General features: G+C 72.4%; 23 protein-coding genes. 14 read left to right on the top strand and 9 right to left on the bottom strand.

Annotated features, from left to right (window positions below):
* Positions 1-68 precede the first annotated feature (68 nt).
* On the bottom strand, positions 69-1,643 hold the full coding sequence (locus ACWEF6_RS32105; protein ID WP_449686350.1) for a discoidin domain-containing protein: 1,575 nt from the start codon (positions 1,641-1,643) through the stop codon (positions 69-71).
* Between the two features lie 169 nt (positions 1,644-1,812).
* Between ACWEF6_RS32105 and ACWEF6_RS32110 the strand changes: the two genes are divergently transcribed.
* The 4 genes from ACWEF6_RS32110 to ACWEF6_RS32125 all read left to right on the top strand — a co-directional run bounded on the left by ACWEF6_RS32110 (position 1,813) and on the right by ACWEF6_RS32125 (position 5,518).
* Positions 1,813-2,541 (top strand): SDR family oxidoreductase, encoded by a 729-nt coding sequence (locus ACWEF6_RS32110; RefSeq protein WP_449686351.1) that lies wholly within the window; start codon positions 1,813-1,815, stop codon positions 2,539-2,541.
* Positions 2,542-2,628: 87 nt separating this feature from the next.
* Positions 2,629-3,825, top strand: a complete 1,197-nt coding sequence (locus ACWEF6_RS32115; protein ID WP_449686352.1) for a cytochrome P450 — start codon at positions 2,629-2,631, stop codon at positions 3,823-3,825.
* 47 nt (positions 3,826-3,872) lie between these two features.
* Positions 3,873-4,700, top strand: a complete 828-nt coding sequence (locus ACWEF6_RS32120; protein ID WP_449686353.1) for an SCO6745 family protein — start codon at positions 3,873-3,875, stop codon at positions 4,698-4,700.
* Between the two features lie 62 nt (positions 4,701-4,762).
* The gene (locus tag ACWEF6_RS32125; protein WP_449686354.1) at positions 4,763-5,518 is read left to right on the top strand and encodes an SDR family NAD(P)-dependent oxidoreductase; all 756 of its coding nucleotides are present in this window, start codon (positions 4,763-4,765) and stop codon (positions 5,516-5,518) included.
* A gap of 25 nt (positions 5,519-5,543) precedes the next feature.
* Here the strand turns inward: ACWEF6_RS32125 and ACWEF6_RS32130 are convergent, their stop codons facing one another.
* Positions 5,544-6,098 carry a CGNR zinc finger domain-containing protein gene (locus ACWEF6_RS32130; RefSeq protein ID WP_449686355.1) on the bottom strand — a complete coding sequence of 185 codons (555 nt, stop codon included), beginning with the start codon at positions 6,096-6,098 and terminating at the stop codon, positions 5,544-5,546.
* A gap of 82 nt (positions 6,099-6,180) precedes the next feature.
* On the opposite strand from ACWEF6_RS32130, the gene ACWEF6_RS32135 reads away from it, so the two are divergent.
* The 4 genes from ACWEF6_RS32135 (at position 6,181) to ACWEF6_RS32150 (ending at position 10,700) form a co-directional block, all read left to right on the top strand.
* A complete protein-coding gene (locus ACWEF6_RS32135; RefSeq protein WP_449686356.1) occupies positions 6,181-7,062 on the top strand; it encodes an alpha/beta fold hydrolase in 882 nt (293 codons plus the stop codon).
* Between the two features lie 67 nt (positions 7,063-7,129).
* Entirely contained in the window at positions 7,130-9,181 is a 2,052-nt protein-coding gene (locus ACWEF6_RS32140) for a PQQ-dependent sugar dehydrogenase (protein ID WP_449686357.1), read from the top strand.
* Between the two features lie 74 nt (positions 9,182-9,255).
* Positions 9,256-9,864, top strand: a complete 609-nt coding sequence (locus ACWEF6_RS32145; RefSeq protein WP_449686358.1) for a TetR/AcrR family transcriptional regulator — start codon at positions 9,256-9,258, stop codon at positions 9,862-9,864.
* Between the two features lie 74 nt (positions 9,865-9,938).
* Positions 9,939-10,700, top strand: coding sequence for an alpha/beta fold hydrolase (locus ACWEF6_RS32150; protein ID WP_449686359.1), 762 nt, complete (start codon positions 9,939-9,941; stop codon positions 10,698-10,700).
* Positions 10,701-10,859: 159 nt separating this feature from the next.
* On the opposite strand, the gene ACWEF6_RS32155 is transcribed toward ACWEF6_RS32150, so the two are convergent.
* A complete protein-coding gene (locus ACWEF6_RS32155; RefSeq protein ID WP_449686360.1) occupies positions 10,860-11,885 on the bottom strand; it encodes a carbohydrate kinase family protein in 1,026 nt (341 codons plus the stop codon).
* Between the two features lie 161 nt (positions 11,886-12,046).
* Between ACWEF6_RS32155 and ACWEF6_RS32160 the strand changes: the two genes are divergently transcribed.
* Positions 12,047-13,327: a 6-phospho-beta-glucosidase gene (locus ACWEF6_RS32160; protein ID WP_449686361.1), complete on the top strand. Its 1,281-nt coding sequence runs from the start codon at positions 12,047-12,049 to the stop codon at positions 13,325-13,327.
* On the opposite strand, the gene ACWEF6_RS32165 is transcribed toward ACWEF6_RS32160, so the two are convergent.
* Positions 13,324-14,025: an SDR family NAD(P)-dependent oxidoreductase gene (locus ACWEF6_RS32165; RefSeq protein ID WP_449686373.1), complete on the bottom strand. Its 702-nt coding sequence runs from the start codon at positions 14,023-14,025 to the stop codon at positions 13,324-13,326. The two genes, ACWEF6_RS32160 and ACWEF6_RS32165, sit on opposite strands and share 4 nt — an antisense overlap.
* Positions 14,026-14,220: 195 nt before the next feature.
* On the opposite strand from ACWEF6_RS32165, the gene ACWEF6_RS32170 reads away from it, so the two are divergent.
* A complete protein-coding gene (locus ACWEF6_RS32170; protein WP_449686362.1) occupies positions 14,221-15,411 on the top strand; it encodes a cytochrome P450 in 1,191 nt (396 codons plus the stop codon).
* A 142-nt stretch (positions 15,412-15,553) separates the two neighbouring features.
* Positions 15,554-17,278 carry a 3-oxosteroid 1-dehydrogenase gene (gene kstD / locus ACWEF6_RS32175; RefSeq protein ID WP_449686363.1) on the top strand — a complete coding sequence of 575 codons (1,725 nt, stop codon included), beginning with the start codon at positions 15,554-15,556 and terminating at the stop codon, positions 17,276-17,278.
* Here kstD and ACWEF6_RS32180 read toward each other — a convergent pair.
* Genes ACWEF6_RS32180 through ACWEF6_RS32190 form a run of 3 tightly spaced genes read right to left on the bottom strand, consistent with a single transcriptional unit; the run spans position 17,275 to position 20,108 of the window.
* On the bottom strand, positions 17,275-18,297 hold the full coding sequence (locus ACWEF6_RS32180; protein WP_449686364.1) for an LLM class flavin-dependent oxidoreductase: 1,023 nt from the start codon (positions 18,295-18,297) through the stop codon (positions 17,275-17,277). The genes kstD and ACWEF6_RS32180 overlap by 4 nt on opposite strands.
* 36 nt (positions 18,298-18,333) lie before the next feature.
* The gene (locus ACWEF6_RS32185; RefSeq protein WP_449686365.1) at positions 18,334-19,506 is read right to left on the bottom strand and encodes a Glu/Leu/Phe/Val dehydrogenase dimerization domain-containing protein; all 1,173 of its coding nucleotides are present in this window, start codon (positions 19,504-19,506) and stop codon (positions 18,334-18,336) included.
* 20 nt (positions 19,507-19,526) lie between these two features.
* A complete protein-coding gene (locus ACWEF6_RS32190) occupies positions 19,527-20,108 on the bottom strand; it encodes a TetR/AcrR family transcriptional regulator (RefSeq protein ID WP_449686366.1) in 582 nt (193 codons plus the stop codon).
* Positions 20,109-20,311: 203 nt separating this feature from the next.
* Here ACWEF6_RS32190 and ACWEF6_RS32195 point away from each other — a divergent pair, with 203 nt between their 5' ends.
* Complete coding sequence (locus ACWEF6_RS32195; RefSeq protein ID WP_449686367.1) at positions 20,312-21,064, top strand: trypsin-like serine peptidase; 753 nt, start codon at positions 20,312-20,314, stop codon at positions 21,062-21,064.
* Between the two features lie 63 nt (positions 21,065-21,127).
* Here the strand turns inward: ACWEF6_RS32195 and ACWEF6_RS32200 are convergent, their stop codons facing one another.
* Positions 21,128-21,955 (bottom strand): hypothetical protein, encoded by an 828-nt coding sequence (locus ACWEF6_RS32200; protein WP_449686368.1) that lies wholly within the window; start codon positions 21,953-21,955, stop codon positions 21,128-21,130.
* Between ACWEF6_RS32200 and ACWEF6_RS32205 the strand changes: the two genes are divergently transcribed.
* On the top strand, positions 21,837-22,076 hold the full coding sequence (locus ACWEF6_RS32205; RefSeq protein WP_449686374.1) for a hypothetical protein: 240 nt from the start codon (positions 21,837-21,839) through the stop codon (positions 22,074-22,076). The genes ACWEF6_RS32200 and ACWEF6_RS32205 overlap by 119 nt on opposite strands.
* Positions 22,077-22,134: 58 nt before the next feature.
* Here the strand turns inward: ACWEF6_RS32205 and ACWEF6_RS32210 are convergent, their stop codons facing one another.
* Entirely contained in the window at positions 22,135-22,767 is a 633-nt protein-coding gene (locus tag ACWEF6_RS32210) for a TetR/AcrR family transcriptional regulator (protein ID WP_449686369.1), read from the bottom strand.
* Between the two features lie 87 nt (positions 22,768-22,854).
* Between ACWEF6_RS32210 and ACWEF6_RS32215 the strand changes: the two genes are divergently transcribed.
* The gene (locus ACWEF6_RS32215) at positions 22,855-24,555 is read left to right on the top strand and encodes a TIGR03086 family metal-binding protein (protein ID WP_449686370.1); all 1,701 of its coding nucleotides are present in this window, start codon (positions 22,855-22,857) and stop codon (positions 24,553-24,555) included.
* Positions 24,556-25,234: the final 679 nt, after the last annotated feature.

Below are 25,234 nucleotides of genomic sequence, written 5' to 3' on the forward strand. Positions count from 1 at the left end.
CTCAAGGACGTCCCCCGAGCATGCGGGCGACGTCCCCGAGAAGGCAAACCTCGTTGCCGGTTTGGCAACTAGGCCGCGCCGTACACCTGCATCTCGTACAGCGAGTAGCCGTAGGACGTCCCGCGCGTGACGCCGTTCATCCGCACGTACCGGCCGGTGCCGGTCAGGCCGGTGAGGTCGTCCGTGCCGCCGTTGCCGGTCGTGGTGCTGTAGATCGTCGTCCAGGTGGTGCCGTCGGGCGAGGTCTGGATGCTGTACGCCTTCCCGTACGCGGCTTCCCAGGTCAGCTTGACGTGCGAGACGGCTTTCGTGGCGCCGAGGTCGACGCGCAGCCATTCCGCGTTGCTGCCTTCCTTGGACGCCCAGCGCGTGCCGGTCACGTTGCCGTCGAAGGCCGCGCTCGCCGGGTAGGACGACGATTCGGTGGAGGACGCCGTCGCGGTCTTCCCCTGCGAGAGCAGGCTTTCCGAGCCGCCGGTCACCGTGACACCCAGCGACGCCGTCTTCGTGCCGCCGGTGAGGGTGATCGTCGCCGAGCCGGGGGACGCGGTGGCCGCGGCGGCGACCGTGACGGTCGAGGAGCCGCCCGCGGGCACCGACGTCGGGGAGAAGGCCACGGTGACGCCCGCCGGAGCGCCGCTCGCCGAGAGCGTGACGGCGTCGGTGGAGGTCACGGTGGCCGTCGCCGAAGCACCGGGTGCGACCGACACCGACGACGGCGTCACGCTGAGGCCCGAGGGGGTGCCGGCCGCGGTGAACGTCCAGCGGGCCTGGGTGCCGGAGCAGCTGCCCGCGGTCAGGGTGGTGCCCGAGGCGCGGAAGCACTTATTGCTCGTCTGGATGTCGGAGATGGTGCCGTCGGGGTTGATCGACCACTGCTGGGCCGGGCCGCCGGTGCAGGTCTGGAGCACGATCGAGCTGCCGGAGATGCCCGCGCACTTGTCGTCGAGCACCAGGAACGCGCCGTGGAAGGTGAACCGCTGCTCGGCGGTCCCGGTGCAGGCGGCCACCTTCAGCGTGCTCCCGCTGCTCGGCGCGGCCAGGCAGGTGCCGGTGGAGTTGTTCTTGTACTGGCCGACCGTGGTGTTCGGCTGCGCGCCGCCCCAGCATGCACCGGTGCTGGTGTCGAAGATCGGCGTGGCGTCGTAGGGCTCGTTCGAGGGCGGGTCGACGACGACCGGCTCCATGACCGGGGTGTTGTCGGCGTTGTAGTGCGTGAGCGCGTCTTCGCAGTCGATCGCGTCGAAGGCGCTGCCGCCCTTGCCGCCGAGCCAGAGGTCGATGTGGCGCAGGCCGGGGCCGCCGTTCGGGCCGTGGCTGTTCCAGTCGTCGGAACACTCGTCGCAGCCGTCCTCCATGATGAAGTACTTCTTCACCCGCGGCACCCAGACCTTGGTGCCGGGCTTGAGTTCGTCGCTGCTGGTGGCGAAGGTGATCGGGTCGGCGTAGGTGCCCTTGCCGCCCGCGGTGTCGTGGATCTGCGGGTAGGAGATGTCCCCGCCGGGCGGGGTGTTGTCCCACCAGCCGTAGAAGGTGAGGAAGGTGGGCTGCGTGGTCGCCGCGCTGGCCGTGCTCCCGCCGGCGAGGGCGGTGGCCAGGGCGAGGAACAGGGTCACGACGAGCACGAGCGCGCGCCGGGTCATGCTGCCTCCGGGGGACTGGGCGGACGATGACTGCGGCGTGCGTCCAGGTTCGCCGGGGTTCGCCGGTGCGTCAAGACCTGTTCGTAAAGTTTCCTAACGAACTGGGTCCCGTGTCCCGCTCGCCGGGAAAATCCGGTGGCCGCCGGGAGTTCTCGGCGAAGATGGCGGCATGAGCGAACAGCGGGAAATCGTGGTCACCGGGGGCGGCACCGGCATCGGGCTGGCGATCGCCGCCCGGTTCGCGGCGGCGGGCGAGCGGGTGACCGTCACCGGGCGGCGCAAGGACGTCCTCGAAGCGGCGGCGGAGAAGATCGGCGCGCGGGCGGTGTCCTTCGACGCGAGCGACCCGGCGGCGGTGCAGGCCGCGCTGGCGGACCTGCCCGGGCGGGTGGACGTCCTGGTCAACAACGCCGGCGGCAACACCGACCGGGTCCGGGAGGCACCCGCGGCCGGCGACCTGAAGGGCCTCGCCGACGCGTGGCAGGCGAACTTCGAAGCCAACGTGCTCTCCGCCGTGCTCGTCACCGCGGCGCTGAAGCCGCGTTTCGCGGACAACGTGCGGGTTGTGACGCTCGGCTCCATCGCGGCGAAGCAGGGCTCAGGCTCGTACGGCGCGGCGAAGGCGGCGATCGAGGCGTGGAACACCGACCTCGCGCGGCAACTGGGCGCCACGGGCACGGCGAACGTCGTCGCGCCGGGCGTCGTCCTCGACACGGAGTTCTTCCACGGCACGCTGACCGACGAGTGGCTGGAGCCGCGGATCGCACTGGCGTTCAACGGGCGGGCCGGCCGCCCGGAGGAGATCGCGGCCACGGTGTCGTTCCTGGCCGCGCCGGACGCCGCGCACGTCACCGGCCAGGTCGTGCCCGTGAACGGCGGCGCGTACGGCGCCCGCTAGGCCATCCGGGTCGGATGGGCGGCGCGCGGCCGCCGTTCTCTCCATGGTGGAAGTGTTGGAACCACCGGAAGAGAGAGGGGATCCGCCGTGACGGCCGCTCCCGAAACCCCGGCCCTCCCGACGACCCGGCCGGCCGGCTGCCCGTTCGACCCGCCCGGGACCTTCGCCACCCTCCGGGAAACCGCACCGACGGCCAAGGTGCGCTGCCCGGCGGGCATGGACGCGTGGCTGGTGACCCGGTACGCCGACGTCCGCGCGGTGCTCGCCGACCGCACGCTGAGCTCGCGCGGCGCGTCTTCGGTGCACGTGAACCCGAACGCGGACCTGGATTTCGAAGTCAGCCCGGGTTCGATCATCCAGCTCGACGGGGCCGCGCACGCCCGGCTCCGGAAGAAGGTGATCGCGGAGTTCACGGTGCGGCGCGTGGAGGCGTTGCGGGGGTACGTGCGTTCGCTGGTGGAGAGCCACCTCGACGCGATGCTCGCGCGGCCCGGCCACGCGGATCTGGTGCAGGACTTCGCGTTGCCGATCCCGTCGCTGGTGATCTGCGAGCTGCTCGGGGTGCCGTACGAGGATCGGTCGCACTTCCAGCGCCAGAGTGCGACGTTGGTGAGCACGGACGCGACGCGTGAGGAAGGCGAGGAGGCGTACGACACGCTTTCGGGGTTTCTCGCCGAGTTGTTCGTCTCGAAGCAGCGGAATCCGCAGGACGATCTGTTCAGCAGGCTGTCATCCGGTGCTTCCGACGCGTTGACCATGGAAGAACTGGTGGTGCTCGGCCTGAGCCTGCTGGTGGCGGGCCACGAGACGACGGCCAACATGATCGCGCTGAGCACACTGGTCCTGCTGGAGAACCCGGGCCTGCTCGCCGGCGCGCTCGCCTCGCCGGACCGCGCGGTGGAGGAACTGCTGCGGTACCTGTCGGTGGTGCAGTGGGGCGTGCTGCGATACGCGACAGCGGACGTGCAGATCGGCGCCCGGTCGGTGCGGGCGGGCGAGTGGCTGGTGGCGGCGTTGAACTCGGCGAACCGGGACGAGTCCGTGTTCACGGGCGCGGACAAGCTGGACTTCGGCCGCGAGTCGCCCCGGACGCACGTGGCGTTCGGCTTCGGAGCGCACCAGTGCGTGGGTCAGCAGCTGGCCCGGGTGGAGCTGCAGGAAGCGTTGACGGGCTTGTTCCGGCGTGTGCCGGATTTGCGGCTGGGGGTGACGCGGGAGGAGCTGGAGTTCAAGCACAACACGCTCGTGTACGGGGTCCGGGAACTGCCGGTCGCCTGGGGGTGAAATCCGGGAGCATGTGACGGCACCGGCTGACCCCGTGAGGAGGGCCCATGACAGCTCGTCGCCTCTGGGCGGCTGTGGAACCACTGCACGCCGTCGTCTACTTCGCGCCTCAGACGGCCGAAGCGGCGAAGGCGGCCGGCCTGCGTGGCTACTGGATGGGCTACTTCGCGGGGCGGCTGGCTCCTCTCGGCCCGATCGGCCCCGAAGCTGCGACGGCGATGCTGTTCGGCTTCGCGCCGTCGATGGTGGCGCGGGCCTTGCCGGACGCCTGGTCGTTCGCCTCGCCCGAGGCCGTCGTCGGCTCGCGGATGGCCGCGGTGGCGTCGGCGCTGTGCACGGTCGCGGACGACGTCTCGGAGCTGAGCGCGCTGCTGTGGCGGGCGGTGGACGCGTGCGAGTTCGGCGGCCGCCCGCTCGCGGCGGCGTGGGCGGCGGTGCCGAAGCCGGCGGACGCGCTGTCGAGCCTGTGGCTGGCCGCGACGATCCTGCGTGAGCACCGCGGCGACGGCCACGTCCTCGCGGCGGTCCACGCCGGGCTGAGCGGCCTGGAGACGACGCTCACCCACATCGGGGACGGCGTGCTCGCCCGCGCCGACATCCAGCCCCACCGCGGCTGGACGGACGCGCAGTGGGACGCAGCCGCCGAGCGGCTGCGGGCCCGCGGCATCCTCGACGCGGACGGCGTCCTCACCGAGGCGGGCCGTGCCCTGCGCCGCGGCGTCGAGGACGACACGGACCGGCTGGCGGCGGCCCCGGTGGCGGCGCTGGGCCCCGACGTCGACCGGCTGCTGGCGCTGGCGGTGCCGCTGAGCCGGGCGGTGATCGACCGCGGGCTGGTCACGATGCCGAACCCGGTCGGGGTTCCGCGGCCCTGACGTGTCGATTCCGGGCGCGCCCGTTCGACGCACCGGTAAAACCGGACACTCGGGAGGACTTCATGACGTTGCTCGCCGGCAAGAACGCGATCGTCTACGGCGCCGCGGGGCGGATCGGCACGGCGGTGGCCACCGCCTTCGCGGAGGAGGGCGCGCGGGTGTTCCTCGCCGGCCGCACCCGCTCCCGGCTGGAGGAGGTCGCCGGCCGGATCCGCGCGTCCGGCTGCCGGGCCGAGACGGCGGAGGTCGACGCCCTCGACGAGCGCGCGGTCGACGAGCACGCCGCGGCGGTGGCGGCCGAGGGCGGGATCGGCGTCTCGTTCAACCTGATCGGCCACGGCGACGTCCAGGGCACCCCGCTGGTGGAGATGGCCCTCGCGGACTACGAGCGCCCGGTGCTGACGGCGGTCCGCACCCAGTTCCTGACCGCCCGCGCGGCCGCCCGGCACATGATCGGCCGGCGATCGGGGGCGATCCTGTTCTTCGGCGGCGCGGGCGACCCGGCGCGGGAGTTCTCGGTCGGCGGGCTGCAGGTGGCGTTCCACGCGCTGGAGGCGATGCGCCGCCAGCTCGCGGCCGAACTGGGGCCGCACGGGATCCGCACGGTGACGCTCCGCACCGGTGGCATCCCGGAGACGATCCCGGACGGTTTCGCCGGCCGCGCGGAGCTGGAGGAGAACATCGCGGGCAAGACGATGCTCGGCCGCGCGGCCACCCTGGCCGACGTGGGAGCGGTGGCGGCGTTCGTCGCGTCGGACCGGGCGGCCTCGATGACGGCCGCCACGGTCAACGTCAGCTGCGGCGCCCTGGTCGACTGACTCGCGCCCGACCTTCCGGCGGGCCTCAGCGGGATCCGTCGCGCTGCTCGACCACCAATCGCTGGTGCCGGGCAGCGCGCACCCGGTCGCCGCAGGTCGTCGAGCACCAGCGGCGGCGGGCGTGCTCGCGGACGTAGTACCTGATGCACCCGTGGGCCTCGCACGGCCGCAGCAACGGCCCCAGCTCGCCGCTCACCACCTCGATCGCGTCGCGGGCCAGCGCCCCCACCGCCGCGTCGAGGCCGCCCGGCCGGGCGCTGTCCCACGACCGGGCCGGCCCGTCGCCCCAGGTCAGCGCGAGCGCGGCCCCGTCCGCGCGGGCCGCCGCGTTCACCGCCGACACCGCCGCCGGGGAGGGCGCACCGCCCGAGGCCAGCGCCGCCAGCAGCTCGCGGACCGCCGAACGCAACTCCGTCAGCCGGCGCAGCGACGCCGCGTCCGGCACCGCCGCCGCCAGCCCGCGCGAGCCCAGCCACGAAACCGCCGAGCCGGGTGAGGCGAGGTCGTCCGCCGCCACGCGCTGGGTGTTGACCAGCGCCAACGCCGGCGAGCGGTCCTCGCCCGGTGCCGCCGTGACCATGTCCGCCTCCCGATGTCCGTCCCCCGAGTGTCCCCGACCGTTGACAGCCTACGCCGTCTCATGGATAAATGAGCAAGTAACCATGAGACGCAGGGAGGCAACCGTGCACCACCGCTACGCCACCGTCGACGGCCACCGGCTCTTCTACCGGGAGGCCGGCCCCGCCGACGCGCCGACGATCGTGCTGCTCCACGGCTTCCCGACGAGCTCGCACATGTTCCGGCACCTCATCCCCGCCCTGGCCGACCGCTACCACGTCGTCGCGCCGGACTACCTCGGCGCCGGTGCCTCCGATGCCCCGTCCACCAGCGAGTTCACCTACACCTTCGACGCGCTCGCCGAACTCACGCTCGGCCTGCTCGACCAGCTCGGCCTCGGCCGCTTCGCGCTCTACATCCAGGACTTCGGCGCGCCGGTCGGCCTGCGCATCGCGACCGCGAACCCCGATCGGGTGACCGCGATCGTCACCCAGAACGGCAACGCCTACGTCGACGGCCTCGGCGCCGGGCTCCCGCAGAAGCTCGCCGCCGGCACGCTGACCGAGGACGACCTGCGCGGCATGGTCACCCTCGAAGCCACCAAGGCGCAGTACCTCGACGGCGTGCCCGACCCCACGCTGGTCAGCCCGGACGTCTGGATCCACGACCAGGCGCTGCTCGACCGGCCCGGCGCCGCCGCGATCCAGCAGGCGCTGCTCGCCGGCTACCACCACAACATCGGCCTGTACCCGAAGTTCCACGAGTACTTCCGGACCAGCCGGGTGCCGCTGCTCGCCGTCTGGGGCGGCAACGACGAGATCTTCATCGCCGACGGCGCCCGCGCCTACGCCCGCGACCTGCCCGACGCCGAAATCCACCTGCTCGATTCCGGCCATTTCGCCCTCGAGACGCACCTGGATTCGATCGCCGGGTACATCCGCGGTTTCCTCGGCCGGGTGCTGCCCGTTGGCCGGGACGCCGGTTGACCACCGGACCGCCGTGCTCGTAGGGTTTTCCCGACCTCCGCCGTCGTCATCAGCCATGGAGGACGGTATGAGTCGACTGATCCGGGCGGGGGCGATCGCGGTCGTGCTCGCCGCCGCGGCGAGCACCCCGGCGGCCGCCGCGGACCCGTTGCTGTCACAGGGAAAGCCGGTCACCGCGTCCTCGTCGGGCGGCTGCTGCCCGGCGGCGAACGCGGTCGACGGCGACAGCTCGACCCGCTGGGCGAGCGCGGCCGGCGTCGATCCACAGTGGATTTACGTGGACCTCGGCGCGGCGGTGCACGTCAGCCGCGTCCGGCTGCAGTGGGACGCTTCCTGCGCCACCGCCTACGAAATCGACACGTCCACCGACCACGTCACCTGGACGAAGATCTACGCGACGGACGCGGGCAAGGGCGGCGTCGAGGACCTCACCGCCCTCGACGGCACCGGCCGGTACGTCCGGGTGTACGGCACGAAACGCTGCCGCACCGACTCGTCGAAGGGCTATTCGCTGCAGGAATTCGGCGTCTACGGTTCGGGTGGCGACGTCCAGTCGCCGTCGCCGCCCGGCACGCCGACGCTCGTCGGGGTCACCCCCACGAGTGCCACGATCGAGTGGACCGCGGCGACCGACAACACCGGCGTCACCGGCTACGACGTCTACCGCGACGGCCAGCTCTGCGCCGGCACCACCGGCGCGCTCACCGCGACCTGCGGCAACCTCGGCCCGAACGGCAGCTACGGCTTCTACGTCAACGCCCGCGACGCCGCCGGGAACGTCTCCCAGGCCAGCGGAACGCTCCAGGTGAAGACACCGCCGTCGGACGACCACACGCCGCCGTCCGCGCCGACGAACGTGCACACCACCGCCGTGAACAGCACCTCGATCGGGCTCGCGTGGACGGCGTCGACCGACGACGTCGGCGTCACCGGCTACCGGATCTACCACGGCACCACGCAGATCGGGACGTCCGACACCGCGAGCACCACGCTCGGCGGCCTGACCCCGAACACCGCCTACCACCTCCAGGTGCGGGCGGTCGACGGGAACGGCAACCTCGGCGACCCGAGCACGCCGGTCCTGGACGTCACCACCACCGGCGGGTCGAACTGCACGCCGTCGCAGGGGGTCTGCGGCGCCACGCAGGTCGGCACGGACGACGACGTCGTGTGGGGCCTGGTGACCCTGCCGGACGGCACGATCCTCTACAACCAGCGTGACGCGCACGCCATCGTCCACCTGAACCCGAAGACCGGCGCGAAAAAGACGATCGGCACCGTCCCGGACGTGCAGAGCACCGACGGCGAAGGCGGCCTGACCGGGCTGGAGATCAACCCGGTGTCGTTCGGCTCGGACCACTGGCTCTACATCATGCACACTTCGGGCAGCGACAACCGGATCGTGCGGATCAAGTACGACCCGGCCGCCGATTCGCTGACCACGAGCACCGAGCAGGTCCTGCTGACCGGCATCGCGCGCAACAAGTTCCACAACGGCGGCCGGCTGCGGTTCAGCCCGGACGGCCGCTACCTGTTCGCGGGCACGGGCGACGCGCAGAACAGCGGCAACGCCCCGAACACCGGCAGCCTCAACGGAAAGGTGCTGCGGATCAACCCGGACGGCTCGATCCCGGCGGACAACCCGTTCCACAACGCGGTGTGGAGCTACGGCCACCGCAACGTCCAGGGCCTGGCGTTCGACTCCCAAGGCCGGTTGTGGGAGCAGGAGTTCGGCAACAGCGTCATGGACGAGACGAACCTGATCGTGAAGGGCGGCAACTACGGCTGGCCGTCCTGCGAAGGGACGTCGGGTTCGTGCGACGGGTTCATCGCGCCGAAGAAGACGTACCCGGTGGCGCAGGGTTCGTGCAGCGGCATCACGATCATCCGTGACGCGCTGTACGTGGCTTGCCAGCGCGGAGCGCGGCTCTACCGCGCGGTGATCAGCGGCAGCTCGCTGACGAACTTCCAGACGTTCTTCAACGGCACCTACGGCCGGCTCCGCACGGCCGAGCCCGCGCCGGACGGGCAGATGTGGCTGGCCACCAGCGTGGACGGCGACAAGGACAGCACACCGCACAACAGCCACAACAAGATCCTGCGGGTGTCGGTGGGGTAGGTCCGGCCGGCCCGGTGGTCGGCGGAGCGTGGCACACTTCGTCGACCACTACGCCCGGCAGGGGAGCACCGCGCATGACCGATCGTCCGGCGAGGCGAACGCAGGAGCAACGACGCGCCGAGACCGAGCGGCGCGTGCTGGACGCGGCCATGGCGCTCATCGCGCGCAGCGGCTCGCGCGCCGTCACCCTCGCCGAGGTCGGGGAAGCCGCCGGCTACAGCCGCGGCATCGTCTACCACCACTTCGGCAGCCGGGAACGGCTGCTGGAAGCCGTACTCGACGCGGCGCAGCGGTTCGACGTCCCCGCCTACGACGGGGACGGCCTGGAGCACCTGGTGCGGATCGTCGAGGCGTACCTGCGCAACGTCGTGCGGCGCACCCCGTCGGCGCGCGCCTTCCTGCAGCTGTGGGGCGAGGCGATCGCGGCCGACCCCCTGCTGGCGCCGCTGTTCGCCCGCCGGGACGCCGACTTCCGGCAGCTGCTGGCGGACGTGGTCCGCCAGGGCGTCGCCGACGGGTCCGTCCGGTCCGACGTGCACCCGGCCGCGGCCGCTGTGCTGGTCGTCGCCCTGGTCCGGGGGACCGGGCTGCAGCTCATCGCCCAGCCCCCGGTGCGCAACGTCCCCGCCCTCATCCGCGAGGCGACGCGCTCGGTCCGCGCGGCGTTCGCCGTCGCGCCGTAGTTTCCGGCCATGACCGCCCGGCGTCGGCCGCTGCTACACTTACTTGCATACATGCACGCAAGTTAGGAGTGGAGATGGCTGTTCCCCTGGTACTCGTGCACGGCAACCCGCAGAACTCAGGCGTGTGGGGACCGCTGATCGCCGCCCTCGGCCGGGACGACGCGGTGACGCTGTCCCCGCCCGGTTTCGGGGTGCCCGCGTCGGACGGCTTCTCCGCCACGGTGGCGGGCTACGGCGAGTGGCTCGCCGCGCGGCTGGAGCAGTTCAAGGAACCGGTCGACCTCGTCGGCCACGACTGGGGCGGCGCGCACGTCGCCCGGATCGCGATGACCCGCCCGGACCTGATCCGCAGCTGGGCCTCGGACGCGCTCGGCCTCTTCGCGCCGGACTACGTCTGGCACGCGCGGGCGCAGGTGTGGCAGCAGGAAGGGGCGGGCGAGGCCTCGGTGAAGGAGATCTTCGGCGGCAGTTTCGAGCAGCGGCTGGCGGTCGTCACCGCGCTCGGGATGACCGGCCCGGCCGCGGAACGCGTGGCCGCCGGGATGGACGACGGCATGGGGCGGGCGGTGCTCTCGCTCCTGCGGTCGGCCGCCCAGCCCGCGATGGCCGAGGCGGGCCGCGACCTCGCGAAGGCCCGGCAACGGCCCGGGCTGGCCCTGATCGCCCTCGCGGACGCCGACCAGGCCAGCGGAACTCCCGCGCAGCACCGGTTCGCCGGCGAGGCCGCCGGTGCCGAGATCGCCGAGCTCCCCGGTACCGGGCACTGGTGGCCGGTGACGGACCCGCACCCGGTGGTGCGCGCCCTGACCGCGTTCTGGTCCCGTTTGGACGGTTAGCCGCCGAGGAGACGCGAGAGCGCGGGAGGTGCTCTCGCGTCTCCTCGCGGCCGACGCCGTCAGCCAGTCGACCTCGGCCATCCCCGGCAGCAGCGCGCTGTCCACGTGGAAGGCAGGCTCGGCGTCCATCAGCTGGTCAGGGCCGGCACCTGGGCCGGGTCAGCGCCAGGCGTCGTCGCCGAAGCCGAGGGTCACCGGGCCGCGGCGGGTGCCGGCCACGGTTTCGGACGGCAGCACGTCGTCCAGGAACGCGTACTCCGGGCTGCGGGTCCGCGCGTGCCACTGCGCGATCTCGTGCCAGCCCGGGGCGGCCAGCGCGCCACCGAAGTGCTGGACCGACAGGCTCGCCGTCAGGCACGCGAACCGCAGCCGCTCCACCAGCGGCCAGCCCGTCAGCGTCGCGGCCACGAACCCGGCGCCGAACACGTCGCCCGCGCCCGTCGCGTCGAGCACGTCGACCGGCAGCGCCGGGACCGCCGCCGTCTCGCCGGTCGTCCCGTCCACCGCCAGCACCCCCTCGCCGCCGCGGGTGATCACCGCGATCGGGACCAGCTCCGCCAGCCGGGCCAGCGCCGCCTCGGGCGTGTCCGTGCGGGTGTAGCGCATCGCCTCGATCTCGTTCGGCACGAACGCGTGGCAGCACCCCAGCTGCTCCAGCAGCGCCGGCGACCAGGCCTCGGACGGGTCCCAGCCGACGTCGGCGAACACCAGGCTGCCCGACTGGTGCGCGCTGTGCACCCATTCGGCGGTGTCGAGGCCGATGTGCGCCACCGTCGCCCGGCTCGGCGGCGGCGAACCGGCGAGCTCCGCGACCGGGACGGGCGGCGGGTGGCCGTGGGTGACCATCGCGCGGTCGTCCGCGTAGGCCAGCGAGACCGTCACCGGCGAATGCCACTCCGGGAACCGCCGCGACCGCGACAGGTCGATGTGCTCCTGGCGGGCCAGCACGTCCCAGCAGTAGCGCCCGTAGACGTCGGTGCCGAACGCCGCCGCCAGCGACGTCCGCAGGCCGAGCCGGCTCAGCGCGACGGCGAAGTTCGCGATCCCGCCCGGCCCCGAGCCCATGCCGCCCGTCCACACCTCGGTGCCCGGCGCCGGCGGGCGTTCGAGCCCGGTGAAGACCAGGTCGAAGAACAGCAGGCCGGACAGGAAGACGTCGACTTCGGGGGTGGGCTCAGCCGGCACGGGCGCCTCCACGGCGATCACTCGGGTGGTCGGCCCGAGCCTGCGTCAGCGAACGGAGAATCGCAAGAGCTGGGCCGTTTCGGCCACGGATTGCGTGCTCCCGGCTGCTAGGGTCGGCGAATGCGGCACGGCTGTGACTCGAACGAGCGAAGCGGCCGCCCATGAGGCTGGCGATCCTCGGCGGCGGCGGGTTCCGCGTGCCGCTGGTGCACGGGGCGCTGCTGGACGGAGGCGAGGTCACCGAGCTCGTCCTGCACGACGTCGACGCCGGGCGCCTCGCGGCGATCGAACGGGTCCTGGCCGAGCAGGCGGACGGCGTCGCGGACGCGCCACGGGTCCTCACCACCACCGACCTCGCCACCGCGGTGTCCGATGTGGACTTCGTGTTCTCGGCCATCCGCGTCGGCGGCCTGCGCGGCCGCCGGCTGGACGAGCGGATCGCGCACGCGGAAGGCGTGCTGGGCCAGGAAACCGCCGGCGCGGGCGGGATCGCCTACGGACTCCGGACGGTCCCGGTCGCGGTCGCCCTCGCGCGGCTGGTCGGCGAGCTGGCGCCGCGCGCGTGGGTCATCAACTTCACCAACCCCGCGGGGCTGGTCACCGAAGCGATGGCCGCGCACCTCGGCGGCCGGGTGATCGGCATCTGCGACTCGCCGGTCGGGCTCTGCCGCCGCGTCGGCCGGGCGCTCGGGATCGACGCGGCGGCGGCGAAGTTCGACTACGCGGGGCTCAACCACCTCGGCTGGCTCCGCTCGGTGCGGGTCGGCGGCGAGGACGTCCTGCCGCGGCTGCTGGCCGACTCCGCCGCGTGCGAGTCGTTCGAGGAGGGCCGGCTCTTCGGCGCGGACTGGCTGCGCACGCTCGGCGCGATCCCCAACGAATACCTGCATTACTACTACTTCGCCCGCGAGGCCGCGGGTTCGGAGTCGCGCGGGGCGTTCCTCCTCGAGCAGCAACGCGGTTTCTACGCGGAACCTTCGCTGGCTTCGTGGGAACGCACGCGCCTGGAACGCGAAGCGACGTACATGGCCGAAACGCGCGAAGGGGAGCGTGACGACCTCGAAGGCGGCGGCTACGAGAAGGTCGCGCTGGCCTTGATGCGCGCCCTCGCGCACGGCGAACGCACGACGCTGATCCTGAACGTCCGCAACGGTTCCGCGCTGCCAGGTGTGCCGGGTGACGCGGTCGTCGAGGTTCCGTGCGCCGTCGACGCCGGCGGCGCCCGCCCGCTCGCCACCGGGCCCCTCGCCGACCACGCGCTCGGCCTGGTGACGACGGTCAAGGCCGTCGAGCGGGCCGTGATCGAAGCGGCGACGACGGGTTCGCGGGCGGCGGCGCTGCGGGCGTTCGCGCTGCACCCGCTGGTCGGCTCGGTGCCGGTCGCCCGGCGGCTGCTCGACGCCTACGCCGCCGCGCACCCGGAACTCGCTTATCTCGCCTAGACCGCCGCCATCGCGTTGAACTCCGCTTCGGCTTCCCGCTCGGTGTAGACCTGCCACGCCCGTTCGGCGATGTCGTCCGGATCGAGCGTGCCGACGCTGAAGCCGTGGTCCTGCGCGGTGAACGCGCGGTGGATGTCGCCGCGCTCGATGAGGCCGCCGATGGTGAGGATCCCGGCGTGGACGCCCGTTTCGCGCAGGGCCTCGTGCAGCGTGAGCACGTACATCCGCAGCGCCGCCGACGCCGGGGCGAGGCTGCCGAGCATCGGCATCGGGTACTTGCCGCTCAGGCCACCGGCGAAGAGCAACGACCCCGAGCCGCGCTTCACCAGGCCCGGCAGCACGGCTTCGACCAGTTGCGCCGCCGGGCGCACGACGGAATCGAACGTGGCGCGCAGGGTGCCGGCACCGGCTTCGGTGAGCGGCGTGATGCCCGGGCCCGCCGTAGCGTCGGCCGGCCCGAAGTACACCGTGTCGATCTCGCCGGCGTCGGCGGTGATGCGGACGAGCACGTCGCGAAGCCCGTCTTCCTCGGTGACGTCGGCCGTGTAGGTGCGGGCATCGATCCCGGCCAGGGACGCGCGGTAACTCGCGTGCCGCGTGTCGGTGCGGGAAACCAGCGCGGTCGTGAAGCCTTCGCGGCCGAACCGGTGGGCGATCGACAGGCCCAGTCCGGGGCCGGCCCCCAGGACGGCGAGCACTTTCGGCAAAGCAACCTCCTCAAGTTGAGTACGCTCTCAACTTAGCCACAACTTGAGGAGGACGTCAACTTACTGCTTATGTCCACATAGGACACCCCGCGGGTGAGGCCGTCCGGGCGGTTTCCGGCGTCCGGACGGGTTTCCCGTGGCCGGGCACCTTCCGCGACGCCGGGAAGGGCGCCCATCATCGGCGGCATGACCGCCGTCTACCCCGCCGAGAAGGACCACCCCGCCGTCCCGATGGGGGAGGTCTACGCCGGGCACCCGCCGATGTCCCGGATCGCGTTCCCCAGCGGGCACGAAGGCTGGCTGGTGACCCGCTACGACGACGTCCGCACGGTCTTCTCCGACCCGCGGTTCAGCCGCAACCTGCTGTACCCGGGTGCGCCGTGCCTGATCGAGCCGGGCGATTTCTCGACCGGCGAGCACAGCATCCTGAACCTGGACCCGCCCGACCACACGCGCCTGCGGCGGCTGTCGGCGCAGGCGTTCACCGTCCGCCGGATCGCCGCGCTGCGGCCGCGGATCCAGGAGATCGCCGACGAGCTCGTCGACGCGATGATCGCGCACGGGCCGCCGGCGAACCTGGTCGAGGCGTTCGCCTTCCCACTGCCGACGCTGGTCATGTGCGAGCTGCTCGGCGTCCCGTTCGCCGGCCGCGCGCGGTTCGCGCGGTGGTCGCGCGTGATCGTGACGCCGATGCAGCACGCGCCCGCCGACGTCGAGCAGGCCCGCCGCGACGGCGCCGAGGACATGGCCGCGCTGGTGGCGGAGAAGCGCGCCCGGCCCGCGGACGACTTCCTGAGCGCGCTGGTGCACGCCCGCGACGAGGACGGCGACCGGCTCACCGAGCCGGAGCTGATCGACCTGGCCACCCAGCTGCTGCTCGCCGGCCACGAGACGACGGTCAGCCTGATCGGCTGCGGGATCGTCCTGCTGAGCCGGCACCCGGAGCAGCTGGCGGCGTTGCGTGCCGATCCCGCGCTGACGCCGGGGGCGGTCGAGGAGATCATGCGCTACGACGGCCCGGTCGACTCGTCCCTGCTGCGCGTCGCGCTGGAGGACGTCACGCTGAGCGGGGTGCTGGTGCGCCGCGGGGAGGCGGTGCTGGCACACGTCGGGGCCGCGAACCGAGACGAGAACGCGTTCCCGTCGGCGGCGGCGTTCGACATCCGCCGGAAGGACGCACCGCAGCTCGGCTTCGGGCACGGCATCCACTTCTGCCTGGGCGCGGCACTCGCCCGGCTCGAAGGGGAGATCGCGCTGCGGGCGCTGCTGGACCGGCTGCCGGGGCTGGACCTGGCGGTACCGTGGGAGACGATCACCTGGCGGCCGCCGCTGTCGGTGCGCGGGCCGGAGGAGGTGCCGGTGACCTGGCGGGGGTGAGCCTGCGCCGAATGCCCGTTCCCATTGACTCCGGCGGCCGAGCCGCGCCGGGCGGCACTGCTCCACTCGGGTAGAACCTGTTCCAGTTCGGGGCCGTGCCGGAGACCATGACCCTCGCCGTTCCCGCGAGCGAGGAGTCGCCATGGATGCCGACCTGACCCGCCGCCAGCTCCTCCGTGGCAGCGCCGCTGGGGTGGGCCTCGCCGTCACCGCCGGGCTCGCGGCCCCGGCCGCCGCGGCGCCGGCGGGGGAGTACGACGTCGTCGTGGTCGGCTCCGGCGCCGCCGGCATGACCGCCGCGCTGACCGCGGCCAAACGCGGGCTGAGCGTCGTCGTGCTCGAGAAGGCGCCGACCTTCGGCGGGTCCGCGGCCCGGTCCGGGGCCGGCATCTGGATCCCCAACAACCAGGTGCTGCTCGCCGCGGGCGTCCCGGACACGCCCGCGAAGGCCGCGCAGTACCTCGCCGCCGTCGTCGGCCCGGACGTGCCGGCCGCGCGTCAGGAGGCCTTCCTGCGCAACGGCCCGGCGATGATCTCGTTCGTCCTGGCCAACAGCCCGCTGCGGTTCCGCTTCATGGAGGGCTACAGCGACTACTACCCGGAGCTGCCGGGCGGGCTGCCGAACGGCCGGTCGATCGAGCCGGACCAGTTCGACGGGAACCTGCTCGGCGCCGAGCTGGCGAACCTGAACCCGCCCTACCTCGCCACCCCGCCCGGGCTCGTCGTCTTCAGCGCCGACTACAAGTGGCTGAACCTGGCCCTGGTGAACGCCAAGGGTGCCGCGGTCGCCGCCGAGTGCCTCGCCCGCGGCACCGCTGCCGCGCTGGCCGGGCAGAAGCCGCTCACCATGGGGCAGTCGCTCGCCGCCGGCCTGCGCGTGGGCCTGCAGCGGGCGAACGTCCCGGTGCTGCTCAACACCCCGCTCGTCGACCTGAACGTCGAAAACGGCGCGGTGACCGGGGTGGTGACGCCGAGCGGGCTGGTGCGGGCCCGGCGCGGGGTGATCGTCGGCTCCGGCGGGTTCGAGCACAACGCGGCGATGCGCGCGCAGTACCAGCGGCAGCCGATCGGCACCGACTGGACCGTCGGCGCGAAGGAGAACACCGGCGACGGCCACCGCGCCGGGCAGCGGGCCGGCGCCGCGCTCGACCTGATGGACGACGCCTGGTGGGGCCCGGCCATCCCGACACCGGGCGACCCGTACTTCTGCCTGGCCGAGCGGACCCTGCCCGGCGGGCTGATCGTGAACCAGGCCGGGCAGCGGTTCGTCAACGAAGCCGCGCCCTACAGCGACGTCGTGCACACCATGTACGACAAGAACCCGGCGGCCCCGGACATCCCGGCCTGGCTGATCGTCGACCAGAACTACCGCAACCGGTACCTCTTCCGCGACATCGCGCCGCTGCTGCCGTTCCCGGACGCCTGGTACAGCGCGGGCGCGGTCTTCAAGGCGTCGAGCGTCCAGGGCCTGGCCACGCAGATCGGCGTGCCGTCCGCCGTCTTGAAGTCCACTGTGGACCGCTTCAACGGCTTCGCCCGCGCCGGCGCCGACCCCGACTTCCGCCGCGGCGCGAGTGCGTACGACCACTACTACACGGACCCGTCGGTGACCCCGAACTCCTGCCTGGCCCAGCTGAAGCAGGCGCCGTACTACGCGCTGCGGCTGGTCCCCGGCGACCTCGGCACGAAGGGCGGCATGCGCACGGACGCCCGGGCGCGCGTGCTGCGCCCGGACGGCTCGGTGATCCCCGGCCTGTACGCGGCGGGCAACGCGAGCGCGGCGGTGATGGGCCACAGCTACGCCGGCGCGGGGTCGACCATCGGCCCCGCGATGACGTTCGGCTACATCGCCGCGAACGACGTCTAGAACTCCTTTTCCACCAGCGGGAGCACCTCGGTGCCGAGCAGTTCGATGGCCCGCATGACTTCGGCGTGCGGGACACCGGACCAGTCCATCTGCATGGCGTACCGGTCCGCGCCGGTGAGCTTGCCGACCGCGATCAGGCGTTCGGCGATCTCCTGCGGGCTGCCGACGAACAGCGCGTTCGCGTCGCGGGTGAACTCGTCGTACTCCGCGCGCGTCGGGACCGCCCAGCCGCGGGCGCGGGCGCCGTACTTCATCGTCTCGAGCCAGTACGGGTAGAAGGTTTCCTTGGCGTCCTGAGACTTTTCGGCGATGAAGCCGATCGCGCCCATGGTGACGTGCAGGTCCTGCTGTTCGCCCGCTTCCCCGGCGCGGCGATAGAGGTCGACGAGCGGGGCGAAGCGCTCGGGCTGTCCGCCGATCACCGCGTACACCACCGGCAGGCCGAGCAGGCCGGCGCGGATCGACGACTCGGGGTTGCCGCCGGTGCCGACCGAGATGCGCAGGCGCTCCCCGTACGGCCGGGGCAGGATCCGCGCGTTCTCCAGCGGCGGCCGGAACTTGCCGGACCAGGTCAGCGGGTCTTCGCGGTCGATGCGCAGGAGCAGCGCGAGCTTCTCCTCGAAGAGCTCGTCGTAGTCGCCGAGGTCGTTGCCGAACAGCGGGAAGGACTCGGTGAACGACCCGCGCCCGGCGAGCAGTTCGGCGCGGCCGTGGCTGAGCTGGTCGAGGGTGGTGAACTGCTGGTAGAGGCGGACCGGGTCCTCGGTGCTCAGCACGGTGACGGCGGAGCTCAGGGTGATCCGGCTCGTCACGCTCGCGGCGGCGGCCAGCACCGTGCCGGGGTTCGAGATCGCGTACTGGTCGAGGTGGTGCTCGCCGAGGCCGTAGAAGCCCAGGCCCAGGTCGTCGGCGAGCTTGATCCGCTCGAGGGTGTTGGCCAGCGTCCGCGCGACGGTGGGCTGGTCGCCGGTGCGCGGGTCCGGCGCGCGGTCGCCGAAGCTGTAGATGCCGAGTTTCATACAACGCTCAACTACTTTGGGGGCGGATTCGTTCCCTCACCCGAACCGGGCCTGGATGGCCTCGAGGTTCTTCTCCGACAGCTGCAGCGCGGCGTCGCGGAGGCTGAGGCCGTCGAGCGTGGCGACCTCGAACATGCCGGTCACCAGGCCGCGCATCCGGGCGCGGACCTTGCCGAAGGCTTCCTCGGCGTCCGCGCCGACGTCGCCGAACAGCGTCCACCACCACCAGGAGTTGGTCGCCGAGTTGGCGACGAAGTCCGGCACCACGCGGATCCCGCGCCGGTCGAGGAGCTCCTCGGCGTCCGGGGTGACCGGCAGGTTCGCGGCCTCGACGATGAGGTGCGCGCCGATCTTGGCCTGGTTGTCGGCGTCGATGCAGTAGGAGATCGCCGCCGGCACCAGCACCTCGGCCGGCACGTCCAGCCACGCTTCCGGGGGCAGCAGCTCGTCGCCGGGCTTGAGGTTGTCGCGGTCGATGCCGCCGAAGCGGTCGCGGTGCCGGAGCAGGTTCTCGACGTCGAGGCCGTCCGGGTTGGCGACCACCCCGCGCACGTCCGAGACGCCGACGACGCGCAGCCCGGCGTCGGCGAGGAAGCGGGCGGTGGCGCCGCCCATCGCGCCGAACCCCTGGAGCACCACCCGGTTCGGCCGGTCGGCCATGCCGAGCAGCTCGAGCCCGGTGAGCGTGGCCTGCGCGACGCCGAGGCCGCCGACCAGCTCGTCGAGCCCCAGGCCGCCGACCTCGATCCGGAAGGCCTCCGCGAGCCGGGCGGTCGCCGCGTCGCGGTCTTCGAGCAGCGGGTAGACGGCCTGGACCGGGCTGAGCAGGCCGATTTCGGCGATGACGCCGTCGATGACGTCCTGGCGCAGGCCCAGGTCCTCACCCATGGTCCAGTACTGCTCGATGAGCGGCCGCATGGCGTGCAGGTACCGGGCGACGACGTCGCGGGCGCGCTCGTCGTAGGGGTCGAAGTCGATACCGCCCTTGGCGCCGCCGAGGGGGATGTAGCGGCCGTCGGGGTCGTAGTTGAGGCCTTCCTTGAGCGTCATGCTGCGGGCCAGGCCGCGGACCTCGAACAGCGAGCAGCCGCGGCGCATCCGCAGCCCGCCGCTGGCGACGCCGCGCACGAGCCGGTCGATCACCAGGTAGCCGCGGCACCCGGTGACGGGGTCGGTCCACGCCACTTCGAGCAACGCCGTTCCGCTCATCGCCCCTCCTGATCCCCCGGTCAACACCCGAGCTCGTGCGCCATCGCCTGGGCGACCCACCGCTCGCAGTCCCCGGTGGTGACCGTGCCCTGCCGGGCGACGACCTGGACGGCGAGCCCGTCGAGCAGCGCGGTCAGCCGCCACGCGGCGCCGTGCGGATCGGGGCACCGGAAGGTCCCGGCCCCGACACCCTCCGCGATCAGCGCGACGACGGCGTCCCGCCACCGCAGGTCGAGCCGCTGCAGCACGGCCCGCAGGGCGGCGTCGCGCATCGCGGCGGCGCCGGCTTCGATCCACAGCGGCCAGTTGTCGTGCTTGGTGGGCCCGTACAGGGCGAGGACGGCGCGCAGCCGCTTGTCGGCGGGGCCGCCTTTGCCGAGCTCGTGGTCCAGCTTGCCCAGTTCGTGCTCGGCGGCCTGCCGGAAGGCTTCGATGACGAGCGTTTCGAGGGTCCCGAAGTGGTAGAAGATCAGCGCGGTGCTGACATCGAGTGAGTGAGCGACATCGGCGGCCCGCACCCCGGCGATCCCCCGGGACCGGATCTGCGCGAGAGCGGCCCGCACGATCTCGTCCCGCCGCACGGCGACGGCCTTCCGCATCATGCGGTCACCGTACCGAGGGGGATGGGTGCGCGGGAGGCGCCGAATGTGGGTTCCTCGGCCTGTGCGGACAGTCAGGAGCGCAGGTGAGGATGGGTGACCCTCGCGGCAGCCGAGCCTGTGCCGCGCTGTGAGGTCACTATGAGGTCGCTGTGCATCGGCCCGCGCACGCTGCGGACACGGCGTCCCTGTGGTGATCTGGACCGGTGGCGATCAAGTTTCCCCGCACCGCGCTGACGGCCGCGGCGGCGTTGCTGGTCCTGGGAACCGGGCTGGTCCTCGGCACCGGCACGACCGCCGACGACGCCTACGCCGCGGGCGCGATCACCACCACTCCCGTCCCCACCACCCCCACCGCAGCACCGGCGAAGCCCGCCGCGTCCCCGGTCGGTGCGCTGTTCGCGAACGGAAGCCACTTCTGCACGGCGAGCGTCGTCCACTCGACGGCGGGCGACCTCGTCCTCACCGCCGCGCACTGCGTCCGGGACGGCATGACCTTCGCCCCCGGCTACCACGACGGCGTCGCGCCGTTCGGACAGTGGGCGGTGACCTCGGTGGCCGTCGCCGGTGGCTGGACGTCGTCGAACGATCCCGATCTGGATTTCGCGTTCCTGACCGTCCGGCAGGCCGGAAACCCCGCCTCGCTGGAAAGCCTCACCGGCGCGAACGTGCTCGGCACGAATCGCGGATTCGAGCACCGGATCACCCTCACGGGCTACCCCGACACGACCGATTCCCCGGTGGTCTGCGCGGGCGACACGACGCGTTCCGACACTTATCAGTTGCGCGTGGCGTGCCCCGGTTTCCCGGACGGAACCAGCGGCGGGCCGTGGGTCACCGACGGCGCCGTCATCGGCGTGATCGGCGGTTACCAGCTCGGCGGCGACACCCCGGACGTTTCCTACAGCGCCTATTTCGACGACGACATCGCGAAGCTGTACGCCTCGGTCACGGGCTGAAAACGCGAACCGGGCCCGTGTCCCTGGCGGAGGACACGAGCCCGGTTCACCTCTCGCGAACCCTCAGCAGGTCACGATGAGCCCGGTGAGCGCCGAGCACGTCTTCGACGCGCTGTCGTTGGCGGCATTGGGATCCGCGGGCGAACTCGCCGTCCGCTTCGCCGTCGTGGTGTACGAACCGAGCGCGAGCAGGCCGCCGTTCACCGAGAACTTCGGCGTCACCGACGTGCCGCTGGCCAGCGAAGCAACGTCACAGTTCACGGTCCGGGTGCCGCTGACGTGGGTGCAGCCGCTGCCGCTGGCGAACGACAGACCGGCCGGATACGTGGCCACGACCCGGGTTCCGGTCGCCGCGGCCGGGCCGTTGTTCGTCACGGTCACCGTGTAGTCGATGCGCGCGTTCAGCCCGCCGTGCCCGGTGGCGCCCAGCGCGACCTTGACGTCCGCCTGCGTGGACGGCTCGGCGACGGTGATCACGGGGCCGTCGAGGGTTTCGAAGGAGTAGTTGTCCCCGACGAACTGGTGCTGCAGCGTGAACTGCCCCGGCGTCGCGGTGTCCTTGACGCGCAAGGTCCACACCGTGGTCTTCGTGCCGCCCGCCTCGAGGTCGCCGAAGGCGGCGCGGTAGCTGCTGCCGGCCTGGAAACAGCCGACCGCCGTGGTGTTGGTGCAGGACACGATATCGGCGACGTCGACGATCGCGGTCGGCGTGCCGTAAATGGCGCCCTTCGCGAAAGTCACCGTGAAATCGCGGTCGTTGTGAATGGTTTGCGTGACCGTGAACGTCTGTCCCGGAAGCACCGTGGTGGGACTGACTTCGACGGAACTGGTGGGCGTGTCCGCCTGCGCGGCGGGGGCGATTGCGATGAACGCCGTGGCCAGTGCGGCCACCGAAGACAGGATCGTGGTCCGTCGCCAGCTTCTTTGCATAGTCGTCATCTCGCTGTTCCGGTCCGGGAATGCCGCTCTGACTGATGGTGCATTGGGGTCTTTTCTGGACAGCCGACGCTGATCAGTCGTCGCACTCCCGGAATTCGTTACCGCCATCCGGACGCGTTGCGGCGCCGCCGTCAGGAGGGACGCCAGCGGCCGTTCATCTCACCCGGCCGCGGCGGCGGGCCCGGCAGATCCGGACCGTTCGCCGACAACCCCTCGACGAGCAGCGCGAGGTACCGGTGGCGCAGCTCCGACGTCCGGTCCTGGTCGTCGACGCGGATGGCGGCGCAGCACTCGAGGATCATGCCGATGTCCTCGGCGACGGCGTCCGCGCGCAGCCGCCCGGACGCGTGCGCCCGCTCGACCAGGTGCTTGGTCAGCTCGCCCGCCCGCCGCGCGTCCCGGCCCATCTCGGGGGTCGGGGTGAACGTGCCGGCGAGGTGGACGGTCAGGGAGTGCACGTCGAGTTCGACGACCCGGGCGAGGAACCCGGTCAGCGCCGCCCAGCCGTCCGGCTCCTCCGCGGCGACTTCGGCCTCGCCGATGTACATGAGCAGCCCGTCGTGGCAGATCTTGCAGAGCAGGGCTTCCTTGCTGGGGTAGCGGCGGTAGAGCGCGCTGATGCCGACGCCGGCGCGTTCGGCGACCTGCGAGATCGGGGCCTTCGGATCGCCGAGGAAGACGTGCCGGGCGGCGTCGAGGATCACGAGGTTGTTGCGGGCGGCCTGACCGCGGCGGCCGGGCAGGGCGGTGTCTGTCTCGCGCATCCGCCGAGATTACCACTGGAACGGATCGTTCCGGTCTGATACAGTTCGGAACGAAGCATTCCGTTCCACTCTTCCGAGGAGTTCACCATGACGGTCCCCGCCCTCCGCCCGTTCCGCGTCGAGATCCCGCAGGCCGCCCTCGCGGACCTGGAGAGCCGCCTGCGCGGGGCGCTGTGGCCGGACGAGCTGCCCGCCGAGTACGGCGTCACGAACGAGCGGGTCCGCGCGCTGGCCGAGTACTGGCTGGAGAAGTTCGACTGGCGGGCGTTCGAGGCGCGGCTGAACGCGTACCCGCAGTTCGTGGCGGAGATCGACGGCGAGGAGATCCACTTCCTGCACGTCCGCTCGTCGCGGGCGGACGCGACGCCGCTGGTGCTGACGCACGGCTGGCCGGGCTCGATCGTGGAGTACCTGGACGTGATCGGCCCGCTGACCGAGCCGGCGTCGGCCGATGAGCCGGCGTTCCACCTGGTCATCCCGTCCCTGCCGGGCTTCGGCTTCTCGGGTCCGACCCGCTCGGCGGGCTGGGACACCCACCGCACGGCGGCGGCGTGGGCCGAGCTGATGAGCCGGCTGGGCTACGAGAAGTACGGCGCGGTCGGCAACGACGGCGGGTCGATGATCTCGCCGGAGATCGGGCGGCTCGCGCCGGAGAAGGTCGTCGGCGTGCACGTCACGCAGCTGTTCTCGTTCCCGTCGGGCGACCCGGCGGAGATGGCGGACCTGAGCGAGGCCGACCAGGCCGCGCTGGCGCACCTGCAGTGGTTCTCGGAGAACATGTTCTCGTTCAACATCCTGCACAGCCAGCAGCCGCACACGCTGGCGTTCGCGCTGACGGACTCGCCGCTGGGCCTGCTGGCGTGGAACGCCCAGCTGTTCGGCGAGCACCTGGACCCGGAGTTCGTGGTGGCGAACGTGGCGCTGTACTGGCTGACCCGCACGGGCGGCTCGTCGATCCGCTTCTACTACGAGAACGCCCGCGCGACGGCGCACCCGGAGGGCCCGACGACGGTCCCGACGGCCCTGGCGATGTTCAAGGGCGACTTCCAGTCGATCCGCAGGTTCGCCGAGCGCGACCACGCGAACATCGTCAGCTGGAACACCTACGACGTCACGGCGACCGGCGGCGGCCCCCGCGACGCGGCGGGCCACTACGCGGCGCACGAAGCCACGGAGGTCCTGGTGGCGGACATCCGCAAGTTCTTCGCGGGCGTGCAGGCCGGCTGGCCGGTTCTCGAGGCCGCCCACGAAGCCCTGCGCGCGGCGATCGCGGGCGTGACGGACTGGTCGGTCCCGACGCCGTGCGCGGAGTGGAACGTCACCCAGGTCCTCCAGCACGCGGCAGGCGACCAGCTCGGCTACGCGGCGGCGATCACCGGAACGGGCGGCCCGGACTTCAACCCGTTCGCCCCCTCGGGTTCGCTTTCGGTGACGGCCTCGGAGTTCTTGGAGCCCACCCTGGCGGCGGCGACCGCGGCGTTCGCAACGGTGTCCCGGGGCGCCGAGGCGGTCCCGACCCCGTTGCCCCAGGGAGCCCTCCCGGCCCCGGTAGCGGTCGGAGCGGCAGCATTGGACGCGGCGGTCCACGCATGGGACATCGCGGTGGCAACGGGCCAGAAGTCCCCGCTGACGCCGGCATTGGCGGCCCACCTCCTCCCGGTGGCCCACCAGCTGGCAGAGCCCCTGCGAGGCTTCGCATACGCCCCGGCGCTGGACCCCTCCCCGGCCGACGACGCAGTGGCAACGCTGCTGAGGTACCTGGGCCGCAACCCCGAGTGGACGGCTTGAGCCTGAGCGGGGGAGCAGAAGTGCCGGGAGCCGCAGCGGCGGCGCCCGGCACTCCCGCATGCGCACCCCTCGCGCTCGCGGCTCTCGCGCTCCGCATCATCGGTACCCGCGCCGCCTACGTCCGCTTCCTCCGCGCTGGCGCTTTCGGTGAGCACGTGACCCGCACCCGCACCCTCCGCACCGCCGCCCGCCGCCCCGGCTTCGCTCGACCCCGCGCCCTCCGACCCCGCGTCGCCCGCCCGCCGCACCGGTGCCTGTCCTACCGGGCCGCCGCGCCGGCATCCTCTGCACCGCCGCCCCCGCCCCGGCTTCGCCCCCACCCGAGCCCCTCACCAGCGCCCGCCCTACCGGCGTTCGCCCTACCGGCGTTCGCCCTACCGGCGCCCGCCGCACCGCCTTCGCCCGCCGCACCGCCTTCGCCCGCACCCGCGGCCTCCGCGCCCGCTCCTTTTGCCCCACAGCCACACCTGCCGCGTCGCCTCCCCGCCGCACCAGGTTCCAGGCGGCGCACCCACCCGACCTGCCCCAACGAGCCGCCGTCAGCGCGAAGCAGAACCAAAACCCCGACTCATCACTAGCCTCCCTCAGTGTCAGGGTGGTGTTGCCGCTGTTGCGGTGGTTGGGATCCTGGCCGCTGGTGACCTGGCTCGTAGCCTCGCTGCCGCCTGCTTGCGGGTTG

The organism is Amycolatopsis sp. NPDC004772 (assembly GCF_053601215.1).